The sequence below is a fragment of the Grimontia marina genome, assembly GCF_900060185.1.
Taxonomy (GTDB): domain Bacteria; phylum Pseudomonadota; class Gammaproteobacteria; order Enterobacterales; family Vibrionaceae; genus Enterovibrio; species Enterovibrio marinus.
This window is the reverse complement of sequence record NZ_FIZY01000090.1, coordinates 1-11,282: the sequence shown is the minus strand read 5'-3', so window position 1 is coordinate 11,282 and position 11,282 is coordinate 1. Positions and strand designations below refer to the sequence as shown.

Here is an 11,282-nt window from a genome sequence, read left to right as displayed (position 1 = left end):
CACCTTCGCTTTAAATTCGGGTGAGTGGTTTCTACGTTTTCTTGTCATCATCTGCTCCAGTCTTTCTGGGGACTATCAAAACAGATCAATCACTTAAAGTCATGTCCGAAAATTGGGGGCCACTTCTCAAGAGTGGTTAATTTATTAACTAAAATAAGTTAAAATCTTTTGCTTGTTTTGAGAAATATATTGAATATCTTTTTCGTAGGCTAAGTGATGCCCATCGTCTAAGTTTTTCTGAAAAGCCTCATTCCCTTTATCAGCTTCACTTTTCATAAAAGAAACCAAAACCTCTAACCTATCAATCATGACATCTGGCAACACGCATAATGTGTCTTTTGTTACACCATAAGCTTCACAGAACATTCCCGCACGGTCTATCTGCTCATTCAAAGAACCCAATTTATCAAAAGCATGAGTTTTGAAAGGTGCCCAACAATAAAGCGCATACGCCAAATCCCAAGTCCTCGGTGCTGGATGAGCAGTATCAAAATCGATGATGCCCACCGCTTCCTCTCCATTGAGAACTAGGTTATATGGCGCGAAATCACCGTGGCAAATAACTTCGGTGGGTACCCTTACCGGAAGTATCCAATTTTCATTACCATCTAAACCGTCGACAAACGAAACAGAGGCATCGTGCATTTGTCTCAACAGCCTCGCTGCACTGATTAAAGCCCGCTTCGATGCGATATGGCCTTGAAGCGGATAGTTATAAACCTGACCTTCCAAAAAGCTGAGCCTTTCATGTTCTGAGTCTATTGCAATCGGCTTTGGGCAGTGATGGAAGCCTTGTTGATGTAGGTGATTCAATAAGCGGTGAAGTAATGGAGTGGTTTTGTTCGCGGGGCGTATAACATGATTGTTAGCCCGATAAATACCAGCTCGACCGCCGGGCAGTTTTTCCATATTAGGCTCCATGTTTGGCGATCAAGGCATATCAGAGGGTAAGCATGGGTATAAACAGAACAACAAAGCCCACCATGATGGAACGCGTCATCACCAGATAAAATTAGGCAAAAAAACAAAAGCATAAATTTAAGGTGATTAGCAATTCAGCATTGGCTTTCGCTCCATAGGCTTTGGAAGAATATGAGGGCTCAATACTAGCGCATCAGACTCGCTATATCTTTGAACCGTATCGAGTTCGATAAAAATTCAACCTCGTTTATATCAACTAGTCGCGAAGATCAGAACTTTCCACAGCTACGTATCAACAACGAGAAACCGAGATTTTTAGGCGCATTCAGGCGTAATTTCTGTTAAAAGCTCAAACTATTGAGCAATTTATTATTGACTGTTTTTTGAACAGTGGTGTAAGTGTAAGTAATGAGATGCAAATAACTTGCACCATACCAAACAGACTGAAGACGCAGGTCTCCGAGAGTTTGCACAAGAATAGCAATACAAAAAGGTACAAAAGTAGCCGTGCGCCCGCACAGCAAAAATGAAAACGGGTAGCACAAAGCTGAGAGGCAAAACAGTTATCTGGCCTGAGCGACAAGTCGCCCCAACAAGGCCCAACGAGATAACTGGCGATGACTCTGAATGTCAACGTTCGTCCTGAATGGGCGGTACCAAAAGGAGCATGGGGCATGAGTGACGTTGTGCTTAATTTTACGCTTGATGAGTTCAGAGTCCGGCTGGCAAAAGTTCGTGCGGCCATGGAAAACCGTGAATTGGACTTGCTCATCATTCACGACCCTTCAAATATGGCTTGGCTAACTGGTTACGACGGCTGGTCTTTCTACGTCCCTCAATGCGTGGTCATCGGCCATACTGGCGATCCGCTTTGGTTTGGTAGAAACCAGGATGCTAACGGTGCTCGCCGCACTGTTTACATGAGTCACCAAAATGTTGTTGGCTACCCTGATGACTATGTGATGAATCCTCCCCTTCATCCCATGGAATATCTTGCCAATTCGGTGCTGTATGAAAAGCTCTGGGATAGAGGACGTATTGGTGTTGAAAAAGATAATTACTACTTCAGTGCCACTGCGTATGAATCTTTGCAAGAAAATCTCCCCAATGCCTCCTTTGCTGATGCAACTGGCTTGGTCAATTGGTGTCGTGCGGAAAAATCTAAGCAAGAGCTTTACTACATGCGAGCTGCAGCAAGGATCGTCGAAAACATGCACCGCGTCGCTTACGAACTTATCGAGCCCGGATTGCCAAAACATATTCTCGTCGCTGAAATCAACAAGCATGCCGTAATGGGACATGACGGGCACTTTGGCGATTACTCTGCGATTGTCCCGCTGTTGCCTTCTGGTGTAGACGCGTCAGCACCACATCTGACGTGGGATGACAGACCTTTCAAAACCGGTGAAGGCACTTTTATCGAAATGGCAGGGGTTCACCGCAGATACCACTGCCCGCTTTCCCGCACTATCTATCTCGGTGAGCCTGAAGACCATTTCAAACGCGCCAATGATGCGCTTAATGAAGGCTTAGAGGCAGGTATGGCAGTTGCGAGACCCGGTAATACCTGCGGAGACGTCGCAGCGGCACTGAATGCCACGATGGAGAAATACGGCTTTGACCGCGGAGGATCTCGTTGTGGTTATCCGATCGGACTCAGTTACCCGCCAGATTGGGGGGAGAGAACAATGAGCCTCCGCCCAACGGACAGTACTGTATTGAAAGAGGGCATGACGTTTCACTTTATGCCTGGATTGTGGATGGATGACTGGGGAATGGAGACCACTGAAAGCATCGTGATCACAAAGTGCGGAGCTGAGACACTCTGTGAGTTCCCTCGCCAGCTATTTGTTAAACATTGAATGAAAAACGGATTCTTTTGTCATGTCTAAACTACCGCCAAGTTCTGTATCTCCCACTGTTGATTTCGATGCAGATGGCGTTCAACATGGTTTTTTGAAACTCCCCTACTCGCATAATAAATCCGCTTGGGGCGCTATCATGACGCCTATCACCGTCGTTAAAAACGGCGATGGACAAACGGCACTGCTGACGGGCGGAAACCATGGCGACGAGTACGAAGGTATCACTTCGCTGCTCAAACTCAGCAATAAACTGAAGCCAAACCAGATCCGGGGACGAGTCATCATTATTCCGATGATGAATATTCCTGCGGTGCAAGCCTCATCTAGGGTTTCCCCCATAGATAACGGCAATATGAACCGTGCCTTTCCTGGTCACCCTTATGGCAGTATAACTGAACGCATGGCCGACTATTTCACCCGCCACCTGATTCCCATGTGCAATACAGCGTTGGATATCCATTCAGGAGGAAAGACGCTGGACATCATCCCCTTTGCAGCCGTTCACCACCTTAGAAATAAAGCACAGGAGTTTCGATGCTCTGAGGGCGCACGCTTGTTTGGCGCACCCTATACTTTCTACATGGAAGAGTTGGATGCCACAAAGCTATTTGATACAGCTGTAGAATCACAGGGAAAGGTTTTCGTGACCACAGAACTACGTGGCGGCGGTACAACAACACCCGAGACCATTGCAATCGCTGACCGCGGCATTCATAACTTTCTGGTTTACAGCGGCATCCTCCAAAAACATTATATCGACCCACCTGACGAACCAGTCGCGCTAGAGATTCCTGACAAAGACGCGTATCTGCAAAGCGAACACAATGGCATTCTTGAAATGTGCGTAAACCTTGGGAGTCAGATAAAAGATGGGGATCTGATAGCACGTATCTATTCCACAGATCGAACTGGACAAGCCCCCGCCTATTATCGTGCTACCACAGATGGCATCTTAGCAGCCAGAAGACACGCTTCGAACATCGGTATTGGCGATACTTTTGCGGTTATTGCCAAGCCCATCGAATAAAACTCGCTTCTACCTCTGTCTATATGCCACGCTTATAGCGTGGTTTTCTTTATTTTTCGGGGAGTAATGAATGAAGCTAGATCGATATGACATCAAAATTCTGCAAATTTTATCCAGAGATGGAAGGATCACTAAATCCAATCTCGCAGAATCCATTAACTTGTCGGTCAGCCCTTGCTGGGAACGTGTTAAACGCCTTGAAGAAGCAGGCATCATTGAAGGCTACGGAGCAAAAATCAATGCCGACCTCTTTGCCAAAAAAACGCCTGTAATGGTCGAAGTGACACTGGGCAAGCACCACGTAACCAGTTTCCAGCGTTTCGAGCAAACCATGCAAGATTGCCCAGAAGTGGCGGACTGTTTCGCCACAGGCGGCGGTGTGGATTACATCATCCGTGTCATGGCAAAAGACATCGACCAGTATCAACGCCTGATTGATAGTTGGTTGATGTCAGATTTAGGCATAGAGCGCTACTACACCTACATCGTTACCAAAACCATCAAACAGACACCACAATCACTCGATATCGACGAAAGCCTCGCTGAATAACGGCGAATATATTCCCTATTTTTCAAATAAATAAAACCGAAACAGAAAAAATACTAAGTTTTCGGCTGAAAATCCGAAAAATCACCAACCACAGCCCCCTCATACAGAAAACTCATTCCCAAATGCTGGCTTAAAGTTCTACTGAGAACATCATTTTGCTTTGGGAGGTAAACGTATGGCCGCATTGAATCTGCCCCATGATGGGAAAGCGACGGATGCCGTGCTCAACCACTTGCTTGACGCACGCCTGTTCCGCCAACTCGCCTACATCAATGGTAAGTGGGTCGCGGGTAACAAAGACATCGCTGTAACCAATCCAGCCGATGATGACGTGATTGGCTACGTCACCGCACTTCGGAAATCACACATAGATAGCGCTATTAATGCCGCAGACAAAGCGTTCAAAAAATGGCGTGCGCTATCCGCAGAAAACCGTGCCACTAAGTTGATGGCTTGGCACGACTTGTTACTCGATAACCGTGAAGATCTCGCTCATTTGATGGTGCTGGAGCAAGGCAAAACCCTCGATGAGGCTCGCGGAGAAATCGATTACGGCGCTTCCTTTGTCAGTTGGTTTGCTGAAGAGGCTAAACGTGCATATGGCGAAACCATGCCAAGCCATATACCGAATGCCCAATTGGCTACATTGCGTGAACCTATTGGCGTCGCTGCCCTTATCACACCGTGGAATTTCCCCAATGCGATGATCACGCGTAAGGCTGCTGCGGCACTCGCGATTGGTTGTACCGTGGTGGTAAAACCCGCAAACGAAACCCCTTTCTCTGCCCTCGCTTTGGCTGAATTAGCCGAGCGCGCAGGCATTCCAGCCGGCGTATTCAATGTCGTCACTGGCGATGCCCCAATGATCTCCGAAATGCTATGCGCTTCAGGGAAGGTCAAAGCACTCTCGTTTACCGGCTCAACAAGGGTCGGGAAATTGCTGCTTCAACAAAGCGCAAACACAGTGAAAAAGTGTTCGATGGAGTTGGGCGGAAATGCTCCCTTCATTGTGCTGCCGGACATGGACATCAAACAGGCAGCTAAAGCGGCGATTGATGCCAAGTTCCAAACCTCCGGGCAGGATTGCCTTGCTGCGAATCGCATCTATGTACCTCGCCGACATTACGATGCATTTATCGATGCCTTCGCGGCCGAAATGCAAAAGCTCCGCGTGGGTAACGGCATGCAGAAGACCACGGACATTGGCCCTCTCATCAATACTCAAGCAGCTGAGAAGGCGCAAACACTGGTAGATGACGCATTGATGAAAGGTGCGACCTTGATCGCTACCAGTCACAAGAAACTGCCAGGCGCGAATTTTTTTAATCCAGTACTGCTCACCAACGTCACTCCAGAGATGGCGGTATTCCGCGAAGAAAACTTCTGCCCGGTAGCTGGCGTGCTGGCCTATGACGATTTGGACGCCTTAATTGAGTCTGCCAACGACACGGAATACGGCTTGGCGGCTTATATCTACGGTCATGATATTCGCGATATCTGGAAGCTGATGCGAGGCCTTGAATTCGGCATGGTCAGCGTCAATAGCGTCAAGATGACGGGACACCCTATTCCCTTCGGCGGGATGAAGCAATCCGGTCTTGGGCGCGAAGGCAGCCGCCACGGCTTCGATGAATACAGCGAAATTAAATACTACTGCCTGGGCGGCCTCGATACTGCCAGCGGATGCTAGGGTCTGTTGACCCCAAGAGGAACTTAAACATGAACAATATTGATACCAAAGCGCTGCTTGAGATAGATCGTCAGACCGTCTTCCATGCGTCAACACACCTCAAACAATATGCTCACGGCGAAATGGCTGGCCGGATTATCACTAATGCCAAAGGCATTCGCATTCAGGATTCTGAAGGCGTTGAGTTAATTGATGGTTTTGCAGGCCTATATTGCGTCAACATTGGGTATGGACGTGAAGAAATGGCTGAAGCGATTTATGAGCAGGCCAAAAAGCTCGCCTACTACCACACCTATGTCGGTCACACGAATGAAGCTCTTATTACGCTCTCAGAACGTATTTTAAAAATGGCCGGCCAGAGCATGAGCAAAGTGTATTATGGCATGTCTGGTAGCGATGCGAATGAAACTCAACTCAAACTGATTTGGTACTACAACAACACACGTGGGTTGCCAGAGAAGAAGAAAATCATCTCCCGTGACCGTGGTTACCATGGTTCAAGTATCGCATCAGGCTCGTTGACAGGACTTCCTCTGTTCCATGCACATTTTGATCTACCGCTCGAGCGTATCAAACACACCCTCGCACCCTATTACTATCGCCGTGAAGACGATGGTATGACAGAACGAGAATTCTCGAAGCATTGCGCTGACGAGCTTGAAAGGATGATCCTCAGTGAAGGCCCAGACACAGTGGCTGCCATGATTGGAGAACCTGTGTTGGGAACGGGCGGCATTGTTCCACCACCAGAGGGATACTGGCAGGAAATCCGCAAAGTGCTGGATAAATATGACATCCTGCTGATTTCAGATGAAGTGGTGTGTGGCTTTGGTCGTCTGGGTGCAGATTTCGGTTCGATCATGTATGAAATGAAGCCAGATTTAATCACCGTCGCCAAAGGCCTGACATCCGCCTATCAACCACTCTCTGGAGTCATGGTTGGTGAGCGTGTTTGGAAAGTGCTTGAAGACGGTACAGAGCAATGGGGCGCGATTGGTCATGGCTATACCTATTCGGGCCATCCACTCGGTGCAGCATCGGCACTTTGCAACCTCGATATTATCGAGCGCGAGAACCTGACCACCAACGCAAGGAATACGGGTGCTTACTTCCAACAGCAAATGAAAGCGACGTTTGCCAATCATCCTTTAGTGGGTGAAAGCCGTGGCATTGGTTTGCTGCATGCTCTTGAATTTTCGAGCAACAAATACAAGCGTGAGCACTTTGATCCTAACCTCAAAGTAGGGCCACAAATCGCCGCAGCCTGTCTTGAGCAAGGGCTTATTGCGAGGGCAATGCCACATGGCGATATTCTGGGATTTGCGCCACCTTTGGTGGTTAATCGTAGAGACGTCGATGAAATCGTCACCCGCGCCAAGAAAGCCGTTGATAAGGTCACCGATAGCTTGGTGAAGAGTGGCAGATGGAAAGCTACATAACCACAGATAACTTGTACAAGAGTCAAAAATAATACTAGAAAGCCGCCATGCTTGGCGGCTTTCTGTATACTGCATCACGTCTAGTAAAAGCTGATTGGTAGATAAAAATCGAGTTCGAACCGTTCGTCTTCATTGAGAAAATGATTCTTATGATAATGCACGTACGCGGGCGTCGAATTCAGTTTGAAGCCAGAAGCAGGAAGCCACTGTTCCAACACCTTACTGATTTGTGGCAGTAATTCGCCATAAACACCTGTTAGTCGGAATACCGCGTGTAATCCGCCCGGAATCACCAACTGATTCACCACCCCTCGCACTTTAATCGGTTTATCTATCTCGATGCAGGCTACATAGTGGCATTTATCTAACTCAACCCACGCAGGGTTGGAGTGATGCAAACCAAACTGAATACTGTCATCCCGTCCTTCTGCGTTCGCCCAAGCTTTCATCACTCGCCAAGCATTTTTTATAGAGCGGTTGTAACCAACATGACGAACATATGCAGCGAAACGCTCCGGCACTTCGACAATTTTGGGTTCCGGTAGTTGTCGGGTTGATACTCTGTGATAACCCGCAGCCACTTCAGGATCGCGTAAGTAAGGCTTCTCATCCCCTTCTAACTCATGCCTTCGCCACTCTCCCGGTGCCACATGAAAAGTCGCTTTGAACGCGCGACTGAATGAAGACACCGAATTAAAGCCACATTTATTGGCAATCTCTAATACGGATGATCCTGCATCGAACATCAACTGATTCGCTGCATACTCCATACGCGTTCTTCGGATGTACTGATGAATAGACTCACCTACCACACTTTTGAAAATACGGTGAAAGTGTTGCTCTGAATACGCCGCCACATCAGCCAGCTCCTTTGCGGGTAAGTTACGGCTGATATCTTTGTGAATGTAATAGAGCACATCATTGATGCGCGATATGTGCTGTTGGCTCATTAATGGAAATAGCATAAATGGACATGTTTAAGAGCATAAACAGACATACGAAAACAATCAACGAGGAGTAATATGATTCAATCCCCTTAAATGGGACCAATAATAAAAACTCAATCAGGTGCAAACATGGAAATCGCTAAGTCTCTTCAACAGACCCCGTCTTCGTACATTCGTGAAATTCTTGCTGCGGCATCAGATAAGAATGTTATTTCACTGGCAGGTGGTTTGCCTGATGAAAAGACATTTCCCATTGATCTGATGAAGCCAACACTCGAAACCCTTTCTGAGATGCCAGAAGTCTTTCAATACGGTGCCACTGCAGGTTATACGCCGCTATTGAACTTCCTGACTGATTACTTCCAACTGCCTGATACACACATTACGATGGCTTGCACCGGTTCACAGCAGGGACTCGACCTGATTGCCCGTGCTTACGTGAACCCTGGCGATAAAGTTGTCATGGAAGCACCTAGCTATCTGGGTGCCATGCAGGTATTCGGACTGGTTCAGGCAGATATCGTGACAGTTCCGCAAACCGAGTTTGGACCAGATATCGAAGCACTGCGCACCGTGTTCTATGAGCAATCACCGAAGATGTTCTATGCGGTACCAGATTTCCATAACCCAACGGGTGTGTGTTGGTCGCTCGAAACACGTAAACAAGTGGCGGCGCTATGTGAGCAATACAATGTTGCCCTGATTGAAGATGCTCCATACCGCGAATTGCGTTTTTCGGGCGAAGCAATTCCACTGGTTTCTGATTTCTGTCCGCAGCACTCTATCGTGCTGCGTTCATTCTCTAAAATTGCTTCTCCTGGTCTTCGTGTAGGTATTGTGAGCGGCAAACGCAGCTACCTGGAGCCGCTTATCAAAATCAAACAAGGTGCAGATCTGCACTCAAGCGTGCCAATGCAGGCGCTTTTGCTGGGTCTACTGAAGCACGACAACTTTGACTACCACATTGATACGATTCGTACGCTTTACAAATCGCGCTACGAAACATTGTATTCAGAATTGCAAGATAAATTGCCGGAAGGTTGTGAAATTAAGCCTGTCGATGGTGGTATGTTTGTTTGGGTCACCCTGCCAAGCTGTGACACCTTCGAGTTGGCAAAAGAGCTATTAAAAGACGGGGTTGCTGTGGTTCCAAGCCCGGTGTTCTACCCGCAACCTGAAGCAGTAAAAGCGGCACTTCGCCTGAACTTCACTAACGCAACACCAACAGAATTAGCTGAAGCGGTAAGTCGCTTAGCGAGCGGGCTAGCCAAAGCAATTTGATCCTCATAATGTAGCTGCACAAAAAATAGAAAAGCCTGAACCTTTTTAAGGTTCAGGCTTTTTTGAGCCAACCAACGTACGTTTGATTGCACTACTTTTTCTTGTTCACTTTTCCCTGAACCGCTTTGAAACGCGGATTGGATTTGCAAATCACATAGAGACGTCCGCGGCGTTTCACCACCTGACAATCTTTGCTTCGGTTCTTTGCACTTTTCAGTGAACTCAATACTTGCATCGTTTACTTCCCTGCTTTCAGATTCTTGCCACCAAAGCGTTGATTGAATCGCGCCACGCGACCATCTTGCTTTGCCATTTTTTGTTTACCGGTATAGAAAGGATGCGAATGCGATGAAACATCCAGCGTCACATAGGGATAGGTTTTGCCACCCAACTCCACCGTGCGTTTGGTTTGTACTGTCGAACCGACAAGAATGTATTCGTTTGCGCCTGTGTCGTGGAACGCCACAGTTCTGTATTCCGGATGGATACCTGGTTTCATGATAATGCCCTCCAACTCATGATTGATACGTTATAACATAACATATCAATCCACGGAGTCAAATACTAATCATTATCACTTGCAAAAAGAGTAGCGCGAATGTTTTCAGAGAGGTACGCGAAATTGAGGATACAAAAAAACCGCGATAAGTATCCGCGGCTTTTTAAAACACTTCTGAAGAAAAACCGAATTACGGCGTTTCAGACGCTTTGATTTCGCTGTTTACTTCGACTTCAACAGCTTCTAAATTAGCCATCTTTTCCTCGATATCAGCGGTATTTTCACAGGCGTAGGCATTGCCGAACATAGTCACTGAAGAAGAAAAACCCAATGGCTGATACAAGTACAAGACGTTCGCGCCTTTGTCTGCCGCTTTAATACGCATTTGGTTCAAGGTTCCCCAAACCATGTCTTTGTCAGCATGCAGCCAATAATCATAAAAATGGCCTTCAGAGCCGATCACTGTGCCTTTGTGTTCGCATCCCTGAATGGCATTTACATCGTCCCAGATGACTTTAACCTGTTCAGATTGTTGCGTTGGAAACGTCACACAACCTGAAAGCAGTGTCGCTGACGCCAGCGCCACACTCAGCATTACCTTTTTCATTCAGAATGAATCTCTCAAAGTTCAAGGGCGCGGAGTGTATCTCCCAGCGAGCCAAAAGCAAACAAAAAAAGCAGGCTTTACGGCCTGCTTTTCTAGCTAAATAACTGATCCGAATAGTGCTACATTTTCGCCGTGCCGTGGCAACCTCCCGGGTAAGGCGATACGTTATCCATAAAGTGCTTCACCTTCCTGAGCAATTGCCACATATGTTTACACCTGTGATTCCGAGTAATTGTCTCATGGAGAGCATTCCACAATCGTTCTATGACGTTGACCCAAGGGCAATAAACGGGCTGGAACAGCAGCCTGAACTTTGGGTTCTTCTTGAGCCAAGCCTTCGTTTTTTTACTTTTGTGGATGATGTAGTTATCCAGTATCAAGGTGACACTTTTGGCTCGGCGGTAGTGCCACTTTAGCTTCTCCAGCATGGCAATGAATAGGTCTGAGTCTTTCTTT

At 47.2% G+C, this 11,282-nt stretch carries 12 protein-coding genes; 6 read left to right on the top strand and 6 right to left on the bottom strand.

What is annotated here, in order from left to right:
- Positions 1–144 precede the first annotated feature (144 nt).
- Positions 145–909, bottom strand: coding sequence for a phosphotransferase enzyme family protein (locus GMA8713_RS24350; protein ID WP_062715111.1), 765 nt, complete (start codon positions 907–909; stop codon positions 145–147).
- A 686-nt stretch (positions 910–1,595) separates the two neighbouring features.
- Here GMA8713_RS24350 and doeA point away from each other — a divergent pair.
- The 5 genes from doeA to GMA8713_RS24325 all read left to right on the top strand — a co-directional run bounded on the left by doeA (position 1,596) and on the right by GMA8713_RS24325 (position 7,492).
- Entirely contained in the window at positions 1,596–2,783 is a 1,188-nt protein-coding gene (doeA, locus tag GMA8713_RS24345; RefSeq protein ID WP_062715109.1) for an ectoine hydrolase DoeA, read from the top strand.
- Between the two features lie 22 nt (positions 2,784–2,805).
- Entirely contained in the window at positions 2,806–3,813 is a 1,008-nt protein-coding gene (gene doeB, locus GMA8713_RS24340; protein WP_062715107.1) for a N(2)-acetyl-L-2,4-diaminobutanoate deacetylase DoeB, read from the top strand.
- 70 nt (positions 3,814–3,883) lie between these two features.
- Positions 3,884–4,363 carry an Lrp/AsnC family transcriptional regulator gene (locus GMA8713_RS24335; protein WP_062715105.1) on the top strand — a complete coding sequence of 160 codons (480 nt, stop codon included), beginning with the start codon at positions 3,884–3,886 and terminating at the stop codon, positions 4,361–4,363.
- A 175-nt stretch (positions 4,364–4,538) separates the two neighbouring features.
- Positions 4,539–6,053 carry an NAD-dependent succinate-semialdehyde dehydrogenase gene (locus GMA8713_RS24330; protein ID WP_062715103.1) on the top strand — a complete coding sequence of 505 codons (1,515 nt, stop codon included), beginning with the start codon at positions 4,539–4,541 and terminating at the stop codon, positions 6,051–6,053.
- Positions 6,054–6,082: 29 nt separating this feature from the next.
- Complete coding sequence (locus GMA8713_RS24325; RefSeq protein ID WP_062715101.1) at positions 6,083–7,492, top strand: aspartate aminotransferase family protein; 1,410 nt, start codon at positions 6,083–6,085, stop codon at positions 7,490–7,492.
- An 80-nt stretch (positions 7,493–7,572) separates the two neighbouring features.
- Here the strand turns inward: GMA8713_RS24325 and GMA8713_RS24320 are convergent, their stop codons facing one another.
- Positions 7,573–8,442: an AraC family transcriptional regulator gene (locus GMA8713_RS24320; RefSeq protein WP_157515770.1), complete on the bottom strand. Its 870-nt coding sequence runs from the start codon at positions 8,440–8,442 to the stop codon at positions 7,573–7,575.
- Positions 8,443–8,568: 126 nt separating this feature from the next.
- Between GMA8713_RS24320 and GMA8713_RS24315 the strand changes: the two genes are divergently transcribed.
- The gene (locus GMA8713_RS24315; RefSeq protein ID WP_062715097.1) at positions 8,569–9,720 is read left to right on the top strand and encodes an aminotransferase-like domain-containing protein; all 1,152 of its coding nucleotides are present in this window, start codon (positions 8,569–8,571) and stop codon (positions 9,718–9,720) included.
- A gap of 91 nt (positions 9,721–9,811) precedes the next feature.
- On the opposite strand, the gene ykgO is transcribed toward GMA8713_RS24315, so the two are convergent.
- From ykgO to GMA8713_RS24295, 4 genes are all read right to left on the bottom strand, one after another.
- Entirely contained in the window at positions 9,812–9,955 is a 144-nt protein-coding gene (gene ykgO / locus GMA8713_RS24310) for a type B 50S ribosomal protein L36 (protein WP_062715095.1), read from the bottom strand.
- A 3-nt stretch (positions 9,956–9,958) separates the two neighbouring features.
- Positions 9,959–10,219 carry a type B 50S ribosomal protein L31 gene (locus GMA8713_RS24305; RefSeq protein WP_062715093.1) on the bottom strand — a complete coding sequence of 87 codons (261 nt, stop codon included), beginning with the start codon at positions 10,217–10,219 and terminating at the stop codon, positions 9,959–9,961.
- Between the two features lie 190 nt (positions 10,220–10,409).
- Entirely contained in the window at positions 10,410–10,826 is a 417-nt protein-coding gene (locus tag GMA8713_RS24300) for a DUF4156 domain-containing protein (protein WP_062715091.1), read from the bottom strand.
- Between the two features lie 119 nt (positions 10,827–10,945).
- Positions 10,946–11,282 (bottom strand): IS630 family transposase (locus GMA8713_RS24295; RefSeq protein ID WP_157515497.1); only part of this gene is annotated, 337 nt, incomplete at its 5' end.

What these genes read in the sequence shown, in the direction of transcription:
- GMA8713_RS24350 (WP_062715111.1), bottom strand. Translation starts at nt 909, where the DNA reads ATGGAAAAACTGCCCGGCGGTCGAGCTGGTATTTATCGGGCTAACAAT.
- doeA (WP_062715109.1), top strand. Translation starts at nt 1,596, where the DNA reads ATGAGTGACGTTGTGCTTAATTTTACGCTTGATGAGTTCAGAGTCCGG.
- doeB (WP_062715107.1), top strand. Translation starts at nt 2,806, where the DNA reads ATGTCTAAACTACCGCCAAGTTCTGTATCTCCCACTGTTGATTTCGAT.
- GMA8713_RS24335 (WP_062715105.1), top strand. Translation starts at nt 3,884, where the DNA reads ATGAAGCTAGATCGATATGACATCAAAATTCTGCAAATTTTATCCAGA.
- GMA8713_RS24330 (WP_062715103.1), top strand. Translation starts at nt 4,539, where the DNA reads ATGGCCGCATTGAATCTGCCCCATGATGGGAAAGCGACGGATGCCGTG.
- GMA8713_RS24325 (WP_062715101.1), top strand. Translation starts at nt 6,083, where the DNA reads ATGAACAATATTGATACCAAAGCGCTGCTTGAGATAGATCGTCAGACC.
- GMA8713_RS24320 (WP_157515770.1), bottom strand. Translation starts at nt 8,442, where the DNA reads ATGAGCCAACAGCACATATCGCGCATCAATGATGTGCTCTATTACATT.
- GMA8713_RS24315 (WP_062715097.1), top strand. Translation starts at nt 8,569, where the DNA reads ATGGAAATCGCTAAGTCTCTTCAACAGACCCCGTCTTCGTACATTCGT.
- ykgO (WP_062715095.1), bottom strand. Translation starts at nt 9,955, where the DNA reads ATGCAAGTATTGAGTTCACTGAAAAGTGCAAAGAACCGAAGCAAAGAT.
- GMA8713_RS24305 (WP_062715093.1), bottom strand. Translation starts at nt 10,219, where the DNA reads ATGAAACCAGGTATCCATCCGGAATACAGAACTGTGGCGTTCCACGAC.
- GMA8713_RS24300 (WP_062715091.1), bottom strand. Translation starts at nt 10,826, where the DNA reads ATGAAAAAGGTAATGCTGAGTGTGGCGCTGGCGTCAGCGACACTGCTT.